This is a genomic window from Jiella sp. M17.18, from assembly GCF_041027365.1.
Classification (GTDB): Bacteria; Pseudomonadota; Alphaproteobacteria; order Rhizobiales; family Rhizobiaceae; genus VKMB-3413.
Window position 1 is genome coordinate 152,479 of the sequence record NZ_JBFTEH010000004.1, and the last position, 19,670, is coordinate 172,148.

21 protein-coding genes and 1 pseudogene are annotated in these 19,670 nt (G+C 70.0%); 11 read left to right on the forward strand and 11 right to left on the reverse strand.

What is annotated here, in order from left to right; genetic code table 11:
- Positions 1-89: 89 nt before the first annotated feature.
- The gene (locus tag AB5S17_RS09615; RefSeq protein ID WP_369238638.1) at positions 90-545 is read left to right on the forward strand and encodes a GFA family protein; all 456 of its coding nucleotides are present in this window, start codon (positions 90-92) and stop codon (positions 543-545) included.
- 175 nt (positions 546-720) lie between these two features.
- On the opposite strand, the gene AB5S17_RS09620 is transcribed toward AB5S17_RS09615, so the two are convergent.
- Together AB5S17_RS09620 and AB5S17_RS09625 are read right to left on the reverse strand one after the other, a co-directional pair.
- Positions 721-933, reverse strand: coding sequence for a cold-shock protein (locus AB5S17_RS09620; protein ID WP_369238640.1), 213 nt, complete (start codon positions 931-933; stop codon positions 721-723).
- Between the two features lie 298 nt (positions 934-1,231).
- Complete coding sequence (locus AB5S17_RS09625) at positions 1,232-2,266, reverse strand: hydantoinase/oxoprolinase family protein (protein ID WP_369238642.1); 1,035 nt, start codon at positions 2,264-2,266, stop codon at positions 1,232-1,234.
- Between the two features lie 158 nt (positions 2,267-2,424).
- Here AB5S17_RS09625 and AB5S17_RS09630 point away from each other — a divergent pair, with 158 nt between their 5' ends.
- A complete protein-coding gene (locus AB5S17_RS09630) occupies positions 2,425-3,129 on the forward strand; it encodes a HisA/HisF-related TIM barrel protein (RefSeq protein ID WP_369238644.1) in 705 nt (234 codons plus the stop codon).
- Positions 3,130-3,398: 269 nt separating this feature from the next.
- On the opposite strand, the gene fae is transcribed toward AB5S17_RS09630, so the two are convergent.
- The 7 genes from fae to AB5S17_RS09665 form a co-directional block, all read right to left on the reverse strand.
- Positions 3,399-3,908: a formaldehyde-activating enzyme gene (fae, locus tag AB5S17_RS09635; protein ID WP_369238646.1), complete on the reverse strand. Its 510-nt coding sequence runs from the start codon at positions 3,906-3,908 to the stop codon at positions 3,399-3,401.
- Between the two features lie 239 nt (positions 3,909-4,147).
- A complete protein-coding gene (locus AB5S17_RS09640) occupies positions 4,148-5,026 on the reverse strand; it encodes a triphosphoribosyl-dephospho-CoA synthase (protein ID WP_369238648.1) in 879 nt (292 codons plus the stop codon).
- Complete coding sequence (locus AB5S17_RS09645) at positions 5,023-5,955, reverse strand: RimK family alpha-L-glutamate ligase (RefSeq protein WP_369238650.1); 933 nt, start codon at positions 5,953-5,955, stop codon at positions 5,023-5,025. The genes AB5S17_RS09640 and AB5S17_RS09645 overlap by 4 nt, the downstream gene beginning before the upstream one ends.
- A gap of 6 nt (positions 5,956-5,961) precedes the next feature.
- A complete protein-coding gene (gene mch, locus AB5S17_RS09650) occupies positions 5,962-6,933 on the reverse strand; it encodes a methenyltetrahydromethanopterin cyclohydrolase (protein ID WP_369238652.1) in 972 nt (323 codons plus the stop codon).
- On the reverse strand, positions 6,930-8,054 hold the full coding sequence (locus AB5S17_RS09655; RefSeq protein ID WP_369238654.1) for an ATP-grasp domain-containing protein: 1,125 nt from the start codon (positions 8,052-8,054) through the stop codon (positions 6,930-6,932). Before AB5S17_RS09655 ends, mch begins: the two co-directional genes overlap by 4 nt.
- Positions 8,051-8,947, reverse strand: coding sequence for an NAD(P)-dependent methylenetetrahydromethanopterin dehydrogenase (locus tag AB5S17_RS09660; protein ID WP_369238656.1), 897 nt, complete (start codon positions 8,945-8,947; stop codon positions 8,051-8,053). Before AB5S17_RS09660 ends, AB5S17_RS09655 begins: the two co-directional genes overlap by 4 nt.
- Before the next feature lie 81 nt (positions 8,948-9,028).
- Positions 9,029-10,003 (reverse strand): beta-ribofuranosylaminobenzene 5'-phosphate synthase family protein, encoded by a 975-nt coding sequence (locus AB5S17_RS09665; RefSeq protein WP_369238658.1) that lies wholly within the window; start codon positions 10,001-10,003, stop codon positions 9,029-9,031.
- Positions 10,004-10,075: 72 nt separating this feature from the next.
- Between AB5S17_RS09665 and AB5S17_RS09670 the strand changes: the two genes are divergently transcribed.
- The 6 genes from AB5S17_RS09670 to AB5S17_RS09695 all read left to right on the forward strand — a co-directional run bounded on the left by AB5S17_RS09670 (position 10,076) and on the right by AB5S17_RS09695 (position 15,425).
- A complete protein-coding gene (locus tag AB5S17_RS09670) occupies positions 10,076-10,447 on the forward strand; it encodes a 4a-hydroxytetrahydrobiopterin dehydratase (RefSeq protein WP_369238660.1) in 372 nt (123 codons plus the stop codon).
- 129 nt (positions 10,448-10,576) lie between these two features.
- The gene (locus AB5S17_RS09675) at positions 10,577-11,650 is read left to right on the forward strand and encodes a hypothetical protein (protein ID WP_369238662.1); all 1,074 of its coding nucleotides are present in this window, start codon (positions 10,577-10,579) and stop codon (positions 11,648-11,650) included.
- 28 nt (positions 11,651-11,678) lie between these two features.
- Positions 11,679-13,319 (forward strand): formylmethanofuran dehydrogenase subunit A, encoded by a 1,641-nt coding sequence (locus AB5S17_RS09680; RefSeq protein ID WP_369238664.1) that lies wholly within the window; start codon positions 11,679-11,681, stop codon positions 13,317-13,319.
- Positions 13,307-14,227, forward strand: a complete 921-nt coding sequence (gene fhcD / locus AB5S17_RS09685; protein WP_369238666.1) for a formylmethanofuran--tetrahydromethanopterin N-formyltransferase — start codon at positions 13,307-13,309, stop codon at positions 14,225-14,227. The genes AB5S17_RS09680 and fhcD overlap by 13 nt, the downstream gene beginning before the upstream one ends.
- Complete coding sequence (locus AB5S17_RS09690) at positions 14,224-15,036, forward strand: formylmethanofuran dehydrogenase subunit C (RefSeq protein WP_369238668.1); 813 nt, start codon at positions 14,224-14,226, stop codon at positions 15,034-15,036. Before fhcD ends, AB5S17_RS09690 begins: the two co-directional genes overlap by 4 nt.
- A gap of 182 nt (positions 15,037-15,218) precedes the next feature.
- Positions 15,219-15,425 carry a hypothetical protein gene (locus AB5S17_RS09695; protein ID WP_369238670.1) on the forward strand — a complete coding sequence of 69 codons (207 nt, stop codon included), beginning with the start codon at positions 15,219-15,221 and terminating at the stop codon, positions 15,423-15,425.
- Between the two features lie 64 nt (positions 15,426-15,489).
- Here the strand turns inward: AB5S17_RS09695 and AB5S17_RS09700 are convergent, their stop codons facing one another.
- A complete protein-coding gene (locus AB5S17_RS09700; RefSeq protein ID WP_369238672.1) occupies positions 15,490-15,723 on the reverse strand; it encodes a helix-turn-helix domain-containing protein in 234 nt (77 codons plus the stop codon).
- 12 nt (positions 15,724-15,735) lie between these two features.
- Complete coding sequence (locus AB5S17_RS09705) at positions 15,736-16,530, reverse strand: hypothetical protein (protein WP_369238674.1); 795 nt, start codon at positions 16,528-16,530, stop codon at positions 15,736-15,738.
- 392 nt (positions 16,531-16,922) lie between these two features.
- Here AB5S17_RS09705 and AB5S17_RS09710 point away from each other — a divergent pair.
- The 3 genes and pseudogenes from AB5S17_RS09710 (at position 16,923) to AB5S17_RS09720 (ending at position 19,663) form a co-directional block, all read left to right on the forward strand.
- Positions 16,923-17,113 (forward strand): annotated as a pseudogene (locus tag AB5S17_RS09710) (DUF4189 domain-containing protein).
- A 388-nt stretch (positions 17,114-17,501) separates the two neighbouring features.
- A complete protein-coding gene (locus AB5S17_RS09715; RefSeq protein ID WP_369238676.1) occupies positions 17,502-18,926 on the forward strand; it encodes a Ppx/GppA phosphatase family protein in 1,425 nt (474 codons plus the stop codon).
- The gene (locus AB5S17_RS09720) at positions 18,923-19,663 is read left to right on the forward strand and encodes an RlmE family RNA methyltransferase (RefSeq protein ID WP_369238678.1); all 741 of its coding nucleotides are present in this window, start codon (positions 18,923-18,925) and stop codon (positions 19,661-19,663) included. The genes AB5S17_RS09715 and AB5S17_RS09720 overlap by 4 nt, the downstream gene beginning before the upstream one ends.
- Positions 19,664-19,670: the final 7 nt, after the last annotated feature.

Below are 19,670 nucleotides of genomic sequence, written 5' to 3' on the forward strand. Positions count from 1 at the left end.
TGAGTCGGCCTGCCGGGGTCTGTGCAAGGAACCCGGATCCGAACGCGGCGGCGCGTCGCGCTGCTCGGGAAGCGCGAAGGGGGCGGAAGATGCGGAATGTCGAACCGGTGCGCGAAGGCGGTTGCCGCTGCGGGCGGCTGCGCTTCAGGACGGCGGGGAAGCCGATCGTGACGCTCGCCTGCCATTGCAAGGGCTGCCAGAGGATGACCGGCAGCGCCTTTTCGCTCAGCGCGCTCTATCCGGCCGCAAGTTTCGAGGTCACCGAGGGGGAGCCGGTCATCGGCGGGCTGCACGGTGCGAACCGGCACTTCTTCTGCGGCTGGTGCATGAGCTGGATCTTCTCGCGGCCGGACGGCATGGACGATCTCGTCACCATCCGTGCGACGATGTTCGACGACGCCTCCTGGTTCGTGCCGTTCGCCGAGACCTATACCAGCGAAAAGCTTCCCTGGGCGACGACGCCGGCCCGCCACAGCTTTGAGTGGTTTCCGCCGCGAGAGGACCTGCCGGCGCTGGCGGCGGAATTTGGCGGCCTCGCCGGCTGATCGCGGACGGGACCCGCTGAATGACAAAAGGCCCCGCTCGTGAGAGCGAGGCCTTGCGAGCGCTGAGCGCCCGATCGATCTGTCGCCGCACCGAAGGAGCGGGTTCGCCAGTACATCCGTGGTCGACCCGGCTTCGATGCGGTTGGCCGGCGGCCCTCAGGCCGCCGGAAAGGCGTTAGCCGACGAGCTGCAGCTGATCGGCCGACTTCTTGCCGGTGCGGCGGTCGGCGACCAGCTCGTAGGAGACCTTCTGGCCGTCCTTGAGATCGCTCAGACCAGCGCGCTCGACGGCGCTGATGTGGACGAAGGCATCACTGCCGCCGTCGTCAGGCGCGATGAAGCCGAAGCCCTTTTGTGCGTTAAACCATTTCACGGTTCCCGTAGCCATGGGAAACCCTTTCCAAGACGTAGTTCAGACCGGTTCGCGAACGTCGCGAGCCGTTGTAGATCGATCGTGAAGGAAGAAAATCAGAACAAGCGCTGTTAACGCGCGGGGCCCAAAGTCCGGCCGTCTATCGACATCCCCTATATGGAGGAATATTGGATGAACCACAAGGGGCACAGGATCGAATTATTCGGTCGGTGCCTGTGACTGCTGCCTGGCGGGTTCGCGCGATCCCAGGGACGAGCGCTGCTGCGATGCCGCGACCGATTGCTCCCTCACCTGATACGGTCGGCCGCTCCCGTCACGACCGCGCGGCGAGGAGCGCCAGCGCGGCTGCGGGGGCGGCGCGGCAGGCCGCATCGCGCAAGTCCGCCGGGCAGTCGAAGAGGTCGGAGAAGTCGACCACGCCCCGGTCGAGCCGGGCGGCGAGGCGCCGCAGCACCGGCCGGCCCGCCCCGGCGATCACCACCGAGGCGTCGTCGGAGAGTTCGTCGCGCGAGAGCACCTGCAGCGCCGCGTCGTGGATCAGCCGCAGCTGCGCCTCGGCAAAGGCGTGCGCCAGCCATTCCCAAGCGCCGTCGCTCGCCTCGTGCGCGTCCATGCCGACCATCCGCGCCAGCCGCCGGCGCGAGCCTTCGGGCGTCTTCTCGCCATTGTCCGCGGCGGGATAGAGGTCGTCCTCCTCTTCGAGCGTCTCGATCACCCGCTGGACGTCGGCCATGGTGGCGAAGAGCTCGTTCATCACCGGGATCGTCCGGCCGGCCATGGGCACGCGGCGCGCGACCGCCATCAGTGCGGTGCGCGTATAGCCCTGGTAGACGAGTTCGCCCGCGGCGAGGCGCTCGGCATCGCTCGTCGCCGACGCCCGCACCGCCCCGTTCAGGACGGGCAGGATGTCGGTGGTGGTCGATCCCATGTCGAGGAACAGCGCTTCCTCGATCGAGGACGCCGCCAGCGCGGCGCTGGCGTGCCAGTTGGCCGAGGCGATCTCGCCGGCATGCGCGCGTGCGTGCCCGGCCGACAGGAAGCCGGCCGCCCCGCCATAGAGGACGATGTCGCCGGAAAGCCGTTCGCAGAAGATCCGGGTCAACTGCTCGACGCCCTCGCGCCGCGAGGCGAAGATGTCGGAGAGTTCGCCGGTCATGGTGATGGCGTGGCGTTCGGCGCCGCCGGCGGCCTCGGACTCGGCGAGGATGGCCGACAGCGCGGTCTCGAGATGCTCGAGGCCCTGCCAGATTGGCGTCGGCTTTTGCCAGACCTTCAGGAGCCGATCGTCCTCGGCGAGCGCCGCCTTCAGATGCGCGCCCCCGACATCCCAACCGAGCGTTCTTGGCATTTCGTTTCCGTTCGTACCTCACGCGGCCCGGGCGCCGCAATGTCCGGCAGCGGCTCCCCGCCCACCGGCTCCGGCGGCAAGCGCTCTCCCGCTCGCCGCGTCGATCGTCTAGGGGAAGTCCTATAGCATCGAAAATCGGAACGGCGCGAGAACACCTCATGCAGATCATCCCGGTACTCGACATCAAGGGCGGCCTGGTGGTGCGCGGCGTCATGGGAAACCGCGCCGAGTACCGCCCGATCGAGACGCCGCTCAGTGCCGGGCCGGAGCCGGTCGCGGTGGCGAGGGGACTGGCGACGCTGGCGGATTTTCCCGCCTTCTACATCGCCGATCTCGACGCGATCGAGGGCAGGGCGCCGCCGGACGCCGCGGTGGTCGCCGCCCTGGCAGAGGCGTTCCCGGGAAAGCGCTTCTGGGTGGATGCCGGCGTGCGCACCGCCGCGGACGTGCAGGCGGTCGCCGCCCTGCCGCAAAGCGCGGTCGTGATCGGCACGGAATCGGTGTCGGGGTCCGATGTCGTCGCCGGGTGCCGGGACAATCCGGAGGTCGTCCTCTCGCTCGACTTTCGTGGCGACGCGTTCCTTGGGCCGCCGGAACTCGCAGCCGATGCCTCCCTCTGGCCGCAGCGCGTGATCGTCATGACGCTGGCGAAAGTCGGCAGCGGCGCAGGGCCGGACATGGACCGGCTGCGCGAGGTCAAGGCGATGGCGGGTGCGCGCGAGGTCTTTGCCGCGGGCGGCGTGCGCGGGCCGGAGGACCTCGCGAGGCTTTCCACCGGCGGCATGGCCGGAGCCCTGGTCGCGACGGCCCTCCACGACGGCCGGCTCGGACGCGAGGTGCTGGCCCGGGGCTCAGGGGGCTGAGACTGGCGGTTCGCGCCGAGGGCCATCGGCGCCAGGAGGTCTCGCGGCGCCGGGGGCATCATCCGATGGCGGACGCGAAGGAATTGCCCGAAGATGCGTTCTGCACTGGACGACCACGCATGAAAAAGGGGCCGCACCGGCCCCTTTTCCGCGTCCGTTCTCCCGCGGGAAAACGTGGATCCCTATTGGAACCCAAACTTGGCGGCCAATCGCCGGAGAAGGCCGGCAGGCATCGCCGGCTTTTCGTCTTCCCCGGGATGGTTCCTTGTCTAGGCGCCGGCGAACGGGTGAGCCGCGGAGCCCTTCTTCTGAACGACTTCCTGGGCCGTCGGCGTGCCCTTGATGGCGCGCTCGATGGATTCCATCGTGGCCTGGTAGTTGTAGTCGCGGATCTTCGCGTCGTCCTCGGCTTCCCAGTGGATGAAGACGCCGACGCAGATGAACAGGTCGTCGGCCTCGGCAGCCGGGATGATGCCCTTCTCGACCGAGTCGGCGACGGCGCGCGCGACGGCGGTCTGGGCCGGGCCGAACATCTGGACGGCCTGCTTGGCGCCCTTGATGGTGACCTTGTTGAACATCACCGTGTTCGGCTTGCAGGGCAGGTTCGGCGCGACGACCGCGAGGAGCGTCGTGAAGCCGTCCTTGTTGTTGGTCAGCGAGTTGCAGAACGCCGCCTCGGCCGCCGAGCCGCGCGGTCCGATGATCAGGTCGATGTGGGCAACTTCGTTGCCTTCGCCGACGAGCGACTCGCCGACCATCACCTTGTTGATGGTTGCCATGAGCAATTCCTCCAAACGTTGCTAGGACTGGCCCGGCGTTTGCGCCGGTCCGGTTGAAGAACTTCCGAACCTGGAAGGAGTCCAGCCCGAGCGCGCTGCGCGCGTAAGCATCGATCGACCTCCCTCCCGGCCGCCGGGCCTCACGCCCGGCTCACGGCTATCCTTGTTGGCGGCGTCCTGGTGGGACCGGTTAGCCAGATAGCTTCGGGGCCACATGGACCCCGACGTGCGACAGTCAATCATCCCCCAACATGTTCCGCAAGCTGTTTGGAAAACAGCGATGCGACGGTGAGATCGGCGGACGTCCCGGGATTGATTCTCCGGCGCTTCAACTCGCCGTCGAAGTTGAGCGCGAGCGTCGCGGCCTCGGGAGAATTACCCTTCATCTTCAGGCGCTTGGCAAATTGCATGAACTCCCGGCGTACGGCTTCGGCGACGTCGGGCCCGTACTTTCGACCGATGTGGCTGTCGGGGAAGCGGGTCGCGAATTCCAGGAAGCAGTCGAGCGCCGGTCCGAGACCCTCGGGCCGCTCAGGCAGGCGGGCGCCCGAATCGAGCGCAGGCAATCCGACACCGAAGATTTCCGCGAAGCCGTCGCTGTACTGCCGGGCGACGAGGTCGCGGCCCGCGGCAAGTCGCATCGCCCCGACGAGGCCGATCGCCGGGGGCTGGCGGACATCGTGCTCATCGGCATCGCCGAGGCCGCCCGGCGATGCGCGTGCGATCGCCGCGAAGGCATCGCGGGCGTCGGTCGGCCCGAGGCCGCTCAGCACCGCGCGGACGGCTTCGTGGAGCCGCGCCGGGCCGATCGGAAGACCCTTGGCCGCGGCGTGCTCGGCGGCCGCTGCGAGCGGCGCGCAAAGGAGGACGATGCCGAGATTGGTGTTCAGGCCGACAGCTGCCCAGCTCGCCTCGGTGGCTCTGAGGATGCGGGTACCCACCGGTATGTTGGGATCGGCGATGTGCGGTGCCGCGGCGACCGCGCTCGCCTCGAACAGCGCAACGTCCATGCCGTGTCCTGCGGCGAAGCGATGGACGTTGCCGGGCTTCACGACGTCGAGCTCGGCCCGGCAGGCCGCGACGAAGGCGGCGGAGACGGCGTCGCGGGACCGGCTCAAGCCGAGACCGGCAGCGGCCCGGCATGCGCTGCCGTCCGCCGGGCCTCCAGCCGCGCGAGGAGATCGCCGGTGCGGATGGCCGCGATGTCCTTGCCGGTCGCCTTCTTGAGGCCGGTCCAGGCCGGCATCGAGTTCACCTCGATCACCTGCGCCGCCCCGTCCGGATCGCGCAACAGGTCGACGCCGCAGAAGTCGCCGCCGACCGCCGCGGCCGCGGCGACCGCCAGCGCTTCCATTTCCGCGTCCGGCGTCATCGGCAGCGCCGTCGCGCCTTGCTTGATATTGGTGATCCAGTTGGTCGCCTCGCGCCGCATGGCGGCGACGACGCGGCCCGACGAGACCAGGATCCGGTAGTCCGTCCAGCGGCCGGACGCGGCGAAGCCGGCGAAGCGCTGCAGGTAGTAGACGCCGCCGGCGACCGCCTCGTGCGGCGGAAGGTCGTCGGCGGTGCCGATCAGCTTCAGGCCCTTGCCCTGCGCGCCGAACAGCGGCTTCAGCACCAGCGGGCGCCGTTCGGCCGCGACGATGCGCTCGGCCTCCCGGCGCGATTCCACGGCATAGCTGCGCGGGCTCGGCAGTCCGGCCCGGGCGAGGAGGAAGCTCGTCATCGACTTGTCGACACAGTTCTCGATGGCGCGGGCGTCGTTGGAGACGAGCACCCCCAGCCGCTCCAGCGCATGCAGGAGACCGAGCCGCCGCGTCACCGCCTCGAAGCTGCCGCCGTCCATGGTGCGCACGCAGACCGCGTCCGGCAGCACGCCCTCGACATGCGGGATGAGAAGGCCCGTCGGGGAGGCGGTGTCGAAACCGATCTCCGCGAGGCCCATGGCATGGACGTCGGCGCCTTTGGCGCGGAACGCCGCCAGCATCTCCCGGGCATGGCGGTCGATGCCCGCGGTGATCAGCAGGATGCGTGGTGCGGGCTGCATGGCGGATCAGTCGAAGGAGGCGTCGACGAGCTTCGGATCGACGGCGCCGCCCCGGAAGGTCTCGCCGGATTCCAGCGAGACGACCTGCACCTCGGCGGGCGAGAACAGCATCGGGTCGATCTTGTAGAAGTCTCCCTCGTACTGCCGGAACACCTCCGCGAACGGCCGGCCGTAGTCGTTGGAGTTCGAGCTCGGCAGCTTCTCCGCCAGCGCCTTGGCCTGCGCGGCGGGGCCGGTGACGTGGAGGATGATCCGGCCGCCGTAGATCACCGCGTCGTTGGTGCGGCCCATCGCGGTGATGAAATCGGGATGCGGGGGGCTCAGCGGCGCCGTGCCCATTCCCTCGACGATGCGCGAGAGGTCGAAATGCAGCTCGTGCGCCTTGTGCAGCGCGACCTCGACGACGCGACCGACGATCTGGATAGAGCCCGCGAGCGACTGGGTGGGGGCGAAGACGATGGTGAGGTTCTCCGGCGCGACGTCGCAGTCGGCGGCGATGCGGCGCACGAGCTCCTCCGGCGGCGGGCTGGCGGCTTCGAGCACGATCGTCGCGTGGTCGCTCCGGTCGGCATAGGCGATGTCCTTGAACAGCGCCTCCTTGCCGGCGAGCGCCCGGGCCGGGCCGGAGCCCATGGAGAAGTAGCTGCTCTCGCCTTCGCCGGCGGTCAGCTGCCAACCGGCATACTGGCTGCCGAGGCAGGCGACGACGGGGTTGGACGTGCGCACGGTCAGCGTGAAGGGCCAGCGGGCGAGATAGGGCGCCGAGCCGACCTCGACGGTGCCGAGCCCGCCGAGGCAGATCGCCGTCATCAGCCGGCCGGCCTCGATCGAGCCGGGCACGCCGGCGCCGGCGTCGATCACCGTCTCGCCGGCCGCCCCTTGCGAGACGGCGACGCGCAGTTCGTCCGCCCGCAGGCGCATTTCCTCAACGAGGGGAAGCACCCCCGCATTCACCGACAGCACGCGTGACTGGCTCATGCCGCTTTCCTTCCCAGAGTGGTTTTGATCTCCGCGACCCGCTTCCTGAAAGACGCTTCCGCGGTTGCTGCATCCCTGGCCTCCGCGACCACTGTGCAGAGCGGCTGGCCGGCGACGAAGGCGGCCGGCGGCGCCGTGCGGTCGCGCGTCCAGTCCGGCCAGACGAAGCCGGCGGGGAGGGTCAGATCGGTGTCCGCCCAGGCGAGGCCGCTCGCCCGCACTTCACCGGGGTAGAACACCCGGTCCGGCAGAACGCCCCGGCAGGCGTCGAGGTGCAGTGCCAGAATCGGCTGACGGTCGCTGTCGAAGACGTCGAGCGTCGCGCCGGCGCGCGCGTTGATTTCCAGGAGAACCGGGCCGTTCTCCGCCAAGACGAAATCGGCGCTGCCGATCCCGGCGAGCGGGATCTCCCGCAGCATCGCGGCGAGCGCCGCCTCCATCGCCTCCGCCATCGGCACGTCGCCGGCAGCCAGCGGACCGACGGCACCACCATAGCGAAAGGGCTCGGCCGCGGAGGGATCGGTCCACTGCCGGGTGAAGCCGAGCGTGACGTGGCGTCCGCCCGCCGCGACGAAGGCGGCGGAGACCCGCGGTCCGGCGACGAAGCGCTGGTAGTAGCGGTCCGGCTCGGGCGCGGCCGTCCCGAAGAGCACATGGCTGCCGCCGGCACCGCCGATCTTCTTCGACAGCCAGTTCTCCGGGTCCGGCGGCACCTCGCGCCGGATCGGCGGATGCGCGACGCCGGCGGCGGCACACAGGCCCGCGAAGGTTGACGGGTCCTTCAGCCGCCGCTGCGTCGCGGCGTCCGTGCCGAGGATCGGCCAGCGCTCGCCGATCGCCTCCAGAAGTTCCGGACGGTCCTCGAAGCCCGCGCCATAGACGAAGCCGAGCGGCTCTGCCCCCTCCGCCAGCCGTTCCAGCGCCGCGATGAGCGCGCCCGCGTCGAAGCCGTCGGGATAATGGCCGTGCAGCACCTCGCTGCGCCGCGCGGCTTCGGCGAGATCCATGTCGCCGAAGAAGTCGAGCGCGAGGCAGTCGATCCCCGCCCGCCGCGCGCTCGCGGCGATCTGCCGGGCGGAGAAGGCGGCGGCGAGGATCGCCGGCCGGTCGGGCGTCGTCACTGGACCAACGTTCGCGCGAGCTGGAAGGCGTCGCGGAAGTCGAGCGCCTGCGGCTCCTCGGCCTCGATCATCCGCTTCAGCAGGCCGTATTCGGTCTTCGACTTCATCGGGCCGATCGCCAGCGCGCCGATGCCGAGGGCCCGCGTCCCCGCAATTTCCTGCTCGTCGGCCATCACGTCGATGCCTTCGAGGCCCATCGGCGGCACGGCGTTGACGTCGGCGGCGACGAGGAGCTTCGAGGCCGCCTTCAGCTGGTCGGCGGAGAGCACCTGCACGCCGGCCTTCGCCGCCGCGAGGATCACCTCGACGTCCCCGACGATCGCGGTGTTCTTCTCCGCGCTCGATCCGTCGACCGGCTCGACGTCGACGCCGAAGCGGTGCTTCATCTCCTCGGCGCGCTTGGCGACGCGCTCGCGGCCGTCATGGCCGACAATCTTCACGCTCGCCCCTTCCATCGCGGCGATCACCGCGGCGCAGTAGCCGACGACGCCGGTGGCACCGAAGACGGCGATGGAGACGTCCTTCAATTGCCGCTGCTTCTTGGTCTTCAGCGTCCGCTCGACGCAGGCGACCATCGCCGCGGCGGTGGTGAAGGAGCCGGCGGGATCGGCCATGATGTTGCAGCCGAAGGGCGGCACCAGCGCCTTCTTCGCCGCCTCGATCATGTCGAGCGCGAGCACGGCGTCGTCGCCGCCGAAGAACACCGCCGACTTCACGCCGAGATGGGGCGGCCGCGAGAAGATGACGTCCTGGACGAGGTCGGTGATCTCGTCCAGCTCGACCTCCTCATAGGGCGTGACGGAATCGTAGCCGGCGTCGAGCGCCATGTTCACGTCGAACGGGCTGACATGCTTGTGCGGCGTCAGCATGTGCAGAATGTTCTTGTCGGCCATCCTCGTCTCCTCCGAAATCTTGTCCTGGTCTCTCCGTCCGCAGCGCGGACGGTGCTGTGCTCAGCCGGCCGAATGCCTGGCTCAGCCGTTGACGGTCAATCTGTGGCTGGTTTGGCGCTCGATCAGGGCGCCGCGATTGCGGCCCCGGACGATGCGGATGTCGAGGCCGCGGGCCTCGGCGCTCACCGCCGCGACGAGCCGCGCCGCCTCGGCCTGCGATCCGGCGAAGGCAAAGCCCGTCGGTCCCCAGGAGCTCTGCCCGATGCCGTGGGCTCCGGCCGCCGCCAGCGCCGCGCAGGTCCGGGCGACGCGCGGGCTGGTGAAGACGCCGCCCTGTGCCGCCGCGAAATGTGCCCCGACGCGCTCCTGGATCGCGGCGATCGCCTCGCCGAAGGCGGCGACGTCCGCCTCCGCCAGCCCCGGCAGCGCCTTCAGCAGCACCAGCTGGCAGATCTCCGCCGCTTCGGCCTGGGGAAACGCCGGCAGCGCCGCGAAGGCGTCGAGTTCGTCCTGGCCGTGAAAGCCCTCGCTCTCCCGATCGAGCACCAGGATGACGCGCCAGGCCTCCGGGAAGGGCAACTGCGCGACGATCGGCGGTGGACGGTCGGCGGCGCCCTTGCCGCCGTCGACGGCGACGCCGCCCGAGGTCAGGAAGGCCGCGCCGAGGCCGGACCGGTTGCCGCGCCCGAGCAGGGCGGCGTCGCCCGAAAAATCCTGCGGCAGCCGCTCCAGGGTCCGCACGGCCGTGGCGACGGCGAGCGCCAGCTGGGTGCCGGAGCCGAGGCCGGCATGGGCGGGGATCGTCTCCTCGACGGTCAGCCGATAGGCGCGGTCGATCCCGAGCGCGTCCCTGATGGTGCGAAGATATCGTCCGGTCCGGTCGGCCTCGGGGCCGGTCACGGCATCCCGCGGCGCGCGGGCCAGCCGGATCCGGGTCGCCGGCGCATCCAGCGCCAGGCCGATCCCGCCGAACCGGCGGCCGAGACTGCCGCCGGGATCGAGAAAACCCAGATGCAGACGGGCGGGCGCGGAGACGGTGACGACGTCGTCGGTCAAAATTCATCCTGCCATCGAAGTGCCCAGACCCTATTATTGCGGCGGACGGGATCCGGGCAAGGGAGAAATGCCATGGCCGCAGGGACGTTTTCCGACGCCGAAGTCGCGGCCCGGCTCGCGGCCGAACTGCCGTCCTGGCGGATCGAGGACGGCCGGATCGGCCGCACCTACAGGACCCACGGCTGGAAGGGCACGCTGATGGTGGTCAACGCCATCGGCCATCTCGCCGAGGCGGCCTTCCATCATCCGGATCTCGGCGTTTCCTACGCCTCGGTCGAGGTGCGGCTGATGAATCATGCCGCAGGGGGAATCACCGAATCGGACTTCGCCCTCGCGAAGATGATCGAACAGGTGGTGATGTGGCAGCCGGGCCGGGAGGAGGGGCCGCTGTCCGGAACGCCTGCGGATCCGCGATTCGCCTATATCAGATACGAGGAATCGTGAGGCGGACGAGGAAGGGCTTTGACCTCGCCGCCCGAGATTGTAATTTCCACTCCAGGGCACAGAAAGCGTAGCGTCGTGGACACAGCATGGATCGACGGGCAGCCGGCATCCCAGGGGGAGGCTGTCCGCATGGCGGCAAACCTCGTCCGTGCCAGCCGTCTTCCCGTCATCACAGGACTTCAGGCGGATCTGTCCGCCATCCGGGCGGCGATTGAACTCGCGCGCATCGCAGGCGCCGTGGTCGACCACCGGTCGTCGCAGGCGATCTATCCGGCGATCCGGGCGATCCGCGATTGCGGCGCCTTCCTCGGCGCTCCGGCCGAGATGCGGCGTCGCGCCGACCGGGTGCTCCTCGTCGGACGTGAACCGTTCGCCGGCGATCCGGACCTGGCGGAATTTCTCCTCAAGAGCGAGCCGGATCTCGGCGTCAGGACGCGCGGTCATGGGCGTGCGGTGGTCTGGCTCGGCGGCGAGCCCGGCGCCACGCTTCCCGGCGCCGCGTCGGTCGAGATCGTCGAATGCGCCGAGGCGGCGATCCCGGATGTCCTGGCGATGCTGCGTGCGGGCGTTGCCGGTCACCGCTTCGGTCCGGGACCGCTGCCTGCCGAGACGATCGCCGACCTCGCGGATTGGCTGAAGGGCGCGGGCTTTGGCTGTGCGGTCTTCGCCGCGACCGAAATGGACGAGCTGACGGCCGAGATGCTGCTCGGCCTCGTCGGCGATCTCAATGGCGAGACGCGCTTTTCGACGCTGCCGGTCTTTCCGGGCGGTGAGGCCTATGGCGCCGCGCTCGCCGCGACCTGGTCCACTGGCTTTCCGCTGCGCGTCTCCTTCGGCCGCGGCGAGCCGGAGCACGATCCGCAGATCTTCGCGGCCGAGCGTCTGGTCCGGTCCGGAGAGGCGGATCTCGTCGTCGACATCTCGACCCTGACGACGACCGGCCCGGCTTTGCCGGACTGGACGCGAGGCGTGCCGCTCATCGCGCTGGGCTCCGCTGAGGTGGTGGCCGGACTGCCGGCCAGGGTCGCCTTCGGCGTCGGCACCGCCGGCCGCGACCATGACGGCGTGCTGTTCAATGCCCGCTTCGGCAGCTTCGCGCCGGTGAGCGCGAGCGGCGAGGGCTCCGGCGCGCCGAGCGCGGCCGCCGTCCTCCATGCCGTTTCGGCGCTGCTCCTGTCGGCGGAGGCGAGTGCCGCGGCATGACGAGCGAACGAGGAGAAGGAGCGTCGTCATGCTGACGCAGCTGAAGGGCGGCCATGTCGTCGATCCCGCCAACGACCGCGACGGCGTCGGCGACGTCTTCATCGAGGACGGCCACGTCGTCGAGGCTCCCGGCGAGGGGCGGCGGCCGGACGAGGTGATCGACTGCACTGGCCTGATCGTGATGGCCGGCGCGATCGACATCCACTCGCACATCGCCGGCGGCCACGTGAACACCGCGCGCCTGCTCCTGCCGGAGTTCCACCGCGCGCATCAGGCGCGCCCGGCGCTGACGCCGCTCGGCCAGGTCGGCTGGACGACGGAGGAGACGGGCCTGCGCTATGCCGCGATGGGCTTCACCACCGTCGTCGAGCCGGCGATGGCGCCGCAGAGCGCGCTGCATGCCCACATGGAACTCGCCGACACGCCGATCATCGACAAGGCGACGCTGGTCGTCCTCGGCAACGACGACCTGCTGATGCGGATGATCCGCGACGGCGAGAGCGAAGCGGCCATCGAGGACTACGTCGCCTGGACCGTCTCCAACTCGCGCGCCCTCGGCGTCAAATGCATCAATGCCGGCGGTTCGGCGGCCTTCAAGGAGAACGTCCGCAAGTTCGACTTCGACGATGTCGTGCCGGACTACGGCGTCTCCTCGCGGCGGATCGTCAAGACGCTGCAGGGCGCGGTGAACCGGCTCGGCATCCCGCATCCGCTGCATGTCCACTGCAACAACCTCGGCGTTCCCGGCGATTCCGCCGCCTCGATCGAGGCGACGATCAAGGCCGCCGAAGGCCTGCCGCTGCATCTCGCCCACATCCAGTTCTACGGCTACGGCGCCGAAGGCAGCCGCAAGTTCTCCTCGCAGGGGCAGCACCTCGCCGACCTCGTGAACTCCACCAGGGAGGTCACCGTCGACATCGGCCAGGTGATGTTCGGCCCGACGGTGACGATCTCCTCGGACGAGTTGCGCCAGTTCGCCGGCCGCGGCCAGGCGAGCCCGAAGAAGTCCATCATCATGGATCACGAGGGCAATGGCGGCGGCGTCGTGCCGATGGAATACAAGCAGAAGAGCTACTTCAACGCCCTGCAATGGGCGATCGGGCTGGAGCTGTTCCTGCTGATCGAGGACCCGACGCGGGTCTTCTTCACCACCGACCATCCGAACGGCGCGCCCTTCACCACCTATCCCGACATCTTCGCGCTGCTGATGGACCGCGGCGTGCGCCAGCGCTGGCTCGACGCCCTGCCGAAATCGGTGGTGAAGATGACGACCCTGCCGGAGATCGAACGCGAATATACGCTCAAGGAGATCGCGACGATGACCCGTGCGGCGCCGGCGAGGCTGCTCGGGACGCCCGATCGCGGCCATCTCGGCAAGGGCGCCGTCGGCGACGTCGCTGTCTACCGCCCGGGCGAGGACAAGGCCCAGATGTTCGGCCGGGCGGCCTACGTCCTGAAGGACGGCCAGCTGGTGGTCAAGGACGGCGCCGTCGTGCGGCGCACCTTCGGCCGCACGCTGACGCTGAGGCCCGAGCCGGACAAGGCGATGGTGAAGCGCCTCGACCGCTATTTCGACGAGAGCTACGGGCTGCCGTCCCGCTGGTTCGAGGTGCCCGACCATGCCCTCGGCCGCGAAAACCCGTTCAAGGTGATGCCATGCCGGACGTGAACGAGCCAATGGTCGTCAACGGCGTGACGATCGACGACAGCTTCGCCGAGGCCTTTCCGATGACCGGGACGGCGATCCAGGTCACCGCCGACTCCGAGCGCTGGGCCATGGAGGCGGCGCGCTCCTTCACGGGCTTTGCCACCTCGGTCATCGCCTGCGGCTGCGAGGCCGGCATCGACCGGGTGCTGTCCCCCGGTGAGACGAGGGACGGGCGGCCGGGGGTCAGGATCCTGATCTTCTCCATGGCCAAGGACGGTCTTGCCAAGCAGCTCGGCACGCGGCTCGGCCAATGCATCCTGACGAGCCCGTCCTCGGCCTGCTACGCCGATCTCGAGGGCGAGGAGCGGATCGATCTCGGCTCCGCCATCCGCTATTTCGCCGACGGCTGGCAGGTCTCGAAGAAGTTCGAGGGCAAGCACTTCTGGCGCATGCCGGTGATGGAGGGCGAGTTCCTGTGCGAGGCTGAGACCGGGATCACCGGCGACGGCGTCGGCGGCGGCAATCTCCTGTTCCTCGCCCGCACCTCCCGGCAGGCGCTCGCCGCCGCCGAGGCGGCGGTGGCCGCGATGAACAAGGTCTCCGGTGCGATCATGCCGTTTCCCGGCGGCATCGTGCGCTCCGGCTCCAAGGTCGGCGGCAAGTACAAGAACATGATGGCCTCGACCAACGACGCCTATTGCCCGACGCTGAAGGGCGTCACCAATTCGGCGCTCGGCCCCGAGATCGGCTCGGTGCTGGAGATCGTCATCGACGGGCTGACCTATGACGCCGTTGCCGACGCCATGCGCGTCGGGCTGAAGGCCGCGGTCGACCTCGGGCCTGAGGAGGGGGCGCTCAGGATCGGTGCCGGCAATTACGGCGGCAATCTCGGACCGCATCACTTCCATCTGAAGGATCTCGCGCCATGAGCGGCCTCACCTTTCGCAAGAAGGCCGAGCCCGAACAGCGGCTCGATCTGTCCGTCCTGACGCCGGAGCGGCTGGCGAAGCTGTCGGCCCGCGAGATCGCCACGCTGCCCATCGGCACGACGAAGGTGGCGGTGAGCGTCGGCGACGTCTTCGATGTCTCCGGCGACGACGCCTCGGACATCCGCTTCGAGGGCGGCTCGGAGCGCTTCGATCGCATCGGCGAGGCGCTAGAGGGCGGCGCCATCACCGTCGAGGGCGACGTCGGCACCCGCTGCGGCCGCGTCATGCGGGGCGGGCGCATCACCGTCACCGGATCGGCCGGCTCCTATGCCGGCTCGTCGATGAGCGGCGGCTTCCTGTCGATTGCCGGCGATGCCGGCGAGCGCCTCGGGGGCGCGCTGGACGGCGAGACCGTCGGCATGAGCGGCGGCGCCATCCGCGTCGCCGGCAATGCCGGAGCCCGCGCGGGAGATCGCCTGCGCCGCGGCACCATCGCCGTCATGGGCGATGCGGGGGCCGACGCCGGCAGCCGGATGATCGCCGGCACGCTGATCGTCGGGGGCCGGGCGGCCGGCACGCCCGGCCGGCTGATGAAGCGCGGCACGCTGTTCCTCTGCGGCGGTGCCGAGCATCTTTCGCCGACCTTCCTCGACAACGGCGTCGCGGACCTCCTGATCCTGAGGATCATGGCGAAGGCCTTTGCCGAAGGCGAGATCGGCGCGGTGCCGTTCACCGGCAACCCGATGCGTCGGCTCGGCGGCGACACCGCCGTTCTCGGCCGCGGCGAGATCTTCCTGCCGCTCGGCTGATCGGGCTCTGGCGGCCGGCGCCCGCGATCGCGGCGCCGCGGCGCCCACCCCTGGGCCGAACTGTCGCGGCGGCGGCTCGTTCCGCGTCGCTGAGCTCGCGCTAGCTTTTCTCCGCATCTGCGGAGGCGGCGCCTCCGTAGCTGCGGTGGGCACGCCGACACATTTGCGGAGGAAACGCTGAGATGGTCGACCTCATCCTGACCGTGTGCATGCTGGCCAACCCGTCCTCGTGCCACGACGAGCGGCTGACCTACCAGGCCGGCAATGGCCTCGCCCAGTGCATGATGCTGGCGATGCCCTACGTCGCCCAATGGGCGGGCGACCATCCGAAATGGCACGTGAAGAGCTTCCATTGCGCCTGGCCGCAGGAGCGCAAGGAGCCGGTCTGACGCGCGCTGCGGGCACGCCCGCCCTCGCCGGAACGAAGTCCGGCTGTTGGGTCTGTCCAGACGATCAGATGAGGGCGCTGACCCAGGAGAAGAAGGGCGGCGCGCCGTCCAGCTGGCCCGGCGGCCCGGGCGCATCCGCCCGGACCTGCAGCTCCTTGCGGTACCGGCCGGGCGAAAGGCCGAAGGTCTGGCGGAACGCCCTGCTCGCATGGCTGTCGCTGGCAAAGCCGACGGCAAAGGCGAGCTCGCTGACGCTGCGCGTCTCGCGCGGGTTCCACAGCAACGCCTTGAAGCGCATCAGGCGCCGGTCCTAGATCTGCCGGGCGACGCCGCCGAAGGGCTGGAAGAGCTCGTAGAGCCGCGACCTCGATATTTCTGCCTCCGCCGCGATGTGCGACGGGCCGAGCAGGGGATCGGCGAGTTGGCGCTCGATAGCGGCACAGGCTCTCTCCAGCTTGCGCCGATCGAGGGGGGGCGGCGGTGTGGCTGTGCCGGTCGCACGAAGGCCGATGCGCAGGATTTCGGCAAAGGCGCCGACGGCAGCCGCCATCTCGGCCCCGGACAGGCTCGCCGCGTGCCGGTTCAGCGAGACCATCATGTCCGCGACAAGGCCGGCGCGTGAGCCCTGCATCACCGTTCCATGCAGATCGGTCAGCGTCGCGATCGCCTCCGCGACAAGGCTCCGGGCCACCGCGCAGGTCAGCGTGTGGGCGTTCTGGATCTCGGTGCGCTGCGGCCGGTTCATGTCGAAGACGACGATCTCGCCCGGCGCCACCACGAAGCGGCGGCCCGGCGTCTCCACGCGCATCTCGCCCGATAGAACGAGCTGGAGAACGACGTGCTCGAAGTCGTCGCCGCGCACCCGCGCCGGAGTCCGCTCGTGCGAGACCTGAGCCAGGCGTCGCTCGAACAGGACCATCCCGTCCAGCGGCCGGGCGCTGACCGCGGCGCTGAAGTGCAAGCCGATCGCGCATGCGTCGGATCCGCCGGCGTAGAGAAAGCGGTAGGCTTCGAAACGGTCGGACGGATCGAGCACCGCCGTGTCGAAGTGAAAGCGCGGGGTCTGATCCTTCGGCTGTTCCGGCCCGGCCACGACGACTGCCACTCCACCCGCGCCGAGACCTCGGCCGCCCCGTCGACCCGGTCGTCGCGCAGCCTCGCATCAGATGCCGCGTGTTCCGTTCCGTTCACTCGCTGAGCATCTCACGGCCGGCGGACGTATGGTCAAGTTTGCGGGACGCCAGGACATTCAGCCTGCCGGCTGTCCGGCCCTAAAAGAGAGAGCCGGGAGGGTGCCCGGTGCTCCCTGAGAAGGTCTCATTCAATCAAGCTCCCATGCATTGCCGGCCTGTCCCTGATTCTTGCGGTTGCTGCGGCGGCGCCGGCCTTTGCCGCCGGTGCGATCGCCGTCGACGATGAAGCCGGCCAGAAGGCGGGCGACGTCGGCTACGGCACCGCGACGGGTTCTCGACGCGCGATGCCGCCGGTGAGGCGGCCCTGAAGAACTGCCGCGACGAGGGCAACGAGTCCTGCAAGGTCGCGGTGCGCTTCGACAAGTGCGGCGCCTATGCCGGATCCGCGACTATTACGGCATCGGCTGGGGCGGCTCGGAAAAGGCCGCGCGCTCGATGGCGCTGCGCGAATGCGGTAACAATTCCTGCAAGATCGTCGTCTCCGACTGCGAATAGCCGAGCCCGCAAGGGTAGTCCGCCGGGATCGACAGCCCGGTTCGCGGCCGGCGAGATTCGCCCGCCGCCCCGCCGAATCTCGCGCCGCGCTTCCGCTCACTGACGAATCGCCGGCGCATGGGGCGGCTGGCGAGACCGCCGGCCTGCGGTCCCTTCGCGCGCATTGCCCTCCCGCGCCGGCCCGGCCGCCCGGCCTTGTGCTCCTCCGACGGACTGTTACACTCGCACCCAACGTCAAATGAGAGGCGCCGCGCGCATCGTCGCAGGCCGGCGCCGGAGAGATCGTGTGAGTGAGTATGACATCGATGGGAGAATCCGTCCGCCGTCGCATCTGATCCGAGAGCCGCAGCAGGCCAAGCCGCAGCCCCGCCCATGGCCGCGGCCGGACATGACGAAGACGCCGGACAGCCGGCCTGCCGGGCCGCCGCGAGGGAGTGACGCCGAATCGCGCGCCGACGCGCAGTTGCGGCCCGGTGCGAAGCGCGCCGGGCAGGACGCCGAGCCCGCGGAGGACGACCAGCATCTGACCAAGCGCCAGCGGCGGCGCCGGCGGCGGCGCTCCGGCGACGGCAAGTCTGCGTCGGCCGGGCCGGCGAAGGCCGGCGGCGCAGCGGCGGGGACGGGGCCGAAGGAAGCGGGGGCGGCTCCGGCCGTTCCGCGCGGTGCGCGCAAGGCCAAGCGCAGCCATCCCGGCGACGAGCGCAAGCTGCGACCTGCGGCGGAGACCGTCGCCGGTCAGCGGCTCGCCGCGCCGCCACGCGCCTCGGAGGCGCCGCCTCCGGCGGAGGCCGCCGCGCCGGCGCGCCCGCCGGTCTATGCGGCCCTCGATCTCGGCACCAACAATTGCCGGCTGCTGATCGCCGTGCCGACGCGGCCCGGCCAGTTCCGCGTCATCGACGCCTTCTCGCGAATCGTGCGGCTCGGCGAAGGCCTCGGCCGCACCGGCAGCCTCTCGCGCGGGGCGATGGATCGCGCGCTCGCGGCCCTGTCGATCTGCGCGCAGAAGCTCTCGGCCCGCAATGTCAGCCATGCCCGGCTGATCGCGACCGAGGCCTGCCGCGCGGCTGCCAACGGGATGGAGTTCATCGAGGAGGTGGCCGAGGTCACCGGGCTGAACCTCGAGATCGTCAACCGGGAGACGGAAGCGCGGCTGGCGGTGTCCGGCTGCGGCTCGCTGATCGACCGCGACGCGCAGGGTGCCGTCCTCTTCGACATCGGCGGCGGATCCTCGGAGATCGCCCTGCTCGACCTCCGGGGGCCCCGGACGCGGCGCCTCGCCAGCCGGATCGTCGCCTGGACCTCGCTGCCGATCGGCGTCGTCACCCTCGCCGAACGCCATGGCGGCCGCGAGGTGACGCCGGAGGTGTTCGAGCGCATGGTCGCGGAGACGGTGTCCCTGATCGAGGCCTTCCCCGGGCGCGACCGGCTGGAGTCGCTCCTCGGCAGCGATCGCTTCCATCTCCTCGGTACGTCCGGAACGGTGACGACGCTGGCGGGCGTTCATCTGAACCTTGAGCGCTACGACCGCCGCCAGGTGGACGGGCTGTGGCTGACCGATGCGGAGGCGGATGCGCTGGTCGACAAGATCGCCGGCTGGAGCTTCGAGGAGCGTGTCGCCAATCCGTGCATCGGCTCGGACCGGGCGGATCTGGTGCTCGCCGGTTGCGCCATCCTGCAGGCGATCCGGCGGGTGTGGCCGGCAAAGACGCTGCGCGTCGCCGACCGCGGCCTGCGCGAGGGCCTGCTGACGGAAATGATGGTCGCCGACGGCGTCTGGCGGCGCAACGGCATGACCGGCGGAGCACAGCGATGAGCGGCGGGCGGGGCGACGATCGCGGGCTGACGGTCCGGGTCAAGAAGAAGCGGGGCATCAAGGCCTCGTCGCGGCGCTGGCTCGAGCGCCAGCTGAACGACCCTTACGTGCGACGTGCCAAGGCCGACGGCTATCGCTCCCGCGCGGCCTACAAGCTCATCGAGATCGACGATCGCTACAAGCTGCTGAAGCCCGGCCAGCGCATCGTCGATCTGGGCGCGGCGCCGGGCGGCTGGTGCCAGGTGGCGGTCGAGCGCACCGGCTCGGGGCAGGGCGACATTCGCGTCGTCGGCATCGACTATCTCGCGGTCGAGCCGGTCGCCGGCGCGACGATCCTGGAGATGGACTTCCTCGACGACGCCGCGCCCGGACGGCTGATCGAGACGCTCGGCGGCAGCCCCGACATCGTCCTCTCCGACATGGCGGCGCCGACCACCGGGCACCGCCGCACCGATCACCTCAGGACCATGCATCTCTGCGAGGTCGCGGCCGACTTCGCGGTGAAGACGCTGAAGCCGGGCGGCCACTTCCTGTGCAAGACCTTCCAGGGGGGCACGGAGCAGGACCTGCTGACGCTGCTCAAGCAGAACTTTGCGAGCGTGCACCACGTCAAGCCGCCGGCCTCGCGCGACGGCTCGGTGGAGCTCTATCTCCTGGCGAAGAGCTTCCGCGGCAGCCGCGAGGCCGCGCACGATGCGGAGCAGGACGAGGACGAGGAGACCGGGCCGCTCGGCTGAGCGTGAC

What these genes read in the sequence shown, in the direction of transcription:
- AB5S17_RS09715 (WP_369238676.1), top strand. Translation starts at nt 17,502, where the DNA reads ATGACGAAGACGCCGGACAGCCGGCCTGCCGGGCCGCCGCGAGGGAGT.
- AB5S17_RS09675 (WP_369238662.1), top strand. Translation starts at nt 10,577, where the DNA reads ATGGCGGCAAACCTCGTCCGTGCCAGCCGTCTTCCCGTCATCACAGGA.
- AB5S17_RS09630 (WP_369238644.1), top strand. Translation starts at nt 2,425, where the DNA reads ATGCAGATCATCCCGGTACTCGACATCAAGGGCGGCCTGGTGGTGCGC.
- fhcD (WP_369238666.1), top strand. Translation starts at nt 13,307, where the DNA reads ATGCCGGACGTGAACGAGCCAATGGTCGTCAACGGCGTGACGATCGAC.
- AB5S17_RS09615 (WP_369238638.1), top strand. Translation starts at nt 90, where the DNA reads ATGCGGAATGTCGAACCGGTGCGCGAAGGCGGTTGCCGCTGCGGGCGG.
- AB5S17_RS09620 (WP_369238640.1), bottom strand. Translation starts at nt 933, where the DNA reads ATGGCTACGGGAACCGTGAAATGGTTTAACGCACAAAAGGGCTTCGGC.
- AB5S17_RS09625 (WP_369238642.1), bottom strand. Translation starts at nt 2,266, where the DNA reads ATGCCAAGAACGCTCGGTTGGGATGTCGGGGGCGCGCATCTGAAGGCG.
- AB5S17_RS09645 (WP_369238650.1), bottom strand. Translation starts at nt 5,955, where the DNA reads ATGCAGCCCGCACCACGCATCCTGCTGATCACCGCGGGCATCGACCGC.
- AB5S17_RS09680 (WP_369238664.1), top strand. Translation starts at nt 11,679, where the DNA reads ATGCTGACGCAGCTGAAGGGCGGCCATGTCGTCGATCCCGCCAACGAC.
- AB5S17_RS09670 (WP_369238660.1), top strand. Translation starts at nt 10,076, where the DNA reads ATGGCCGCAGGGACGTTTTCCGACGCCGAAGTCGCGGCCCGGCTCGCG.
- mch (WP_369238652.1), bottom strand. Translation starts at nt 6,933, where the DNA reads ATGAGCCAGTCACGCGTGCTGTCGGTGAATGCGGGGGTGCTTCCCCTC.
- AB5S17_RS09695 (WP_369238670.1), top strand. Translation starts at nt 15,219, where the DNA reads ATGGTCGACCTCATCCTGACCGTGTGCATGCTGGCCAACCCGTCCTCG.
- AB5S17_RS09690 (WP_369238668.1), top strand. Translation starts at nt 14,224, where the DNA reads ATGAGCGGCCTCACCTTTCGCAAGAAGGCCGAGCCCGAACAGCGGCTC.
- fae (WP_369238646.1), bottom strand. Translation starts at nt 3,908, where the DNA reads ATGGCAACCATCAACAAGGTGATGGTCGGCGAGTCGCTCGTCGGCGAA.
- AB5S17_RS09700 (WP_369238672.1), bottom strand. Translation starts at nt 15,723, where the DNA reads ATGCGCTTCAAGGCGTTGCTGTGGAACCCGCGCGAGACGCGCAGCGTC.
- AB5S17_RS09660 (WP_369238656.1), bottom strand. Translation starts at nt 8,947, where the DNA reads ATGGCCGACAAGAACATTCTGCACATGCTGACGCCGCACAAGCATGTC.
- AB5S17_RS09720 (WP_369238678.1), top strand. Translation starts at nt 18,923, where the DNA reads ATGAGCGGCGGGCGGGGCGACGATCGCGGGCTGACGGTCCGGGTCAAG.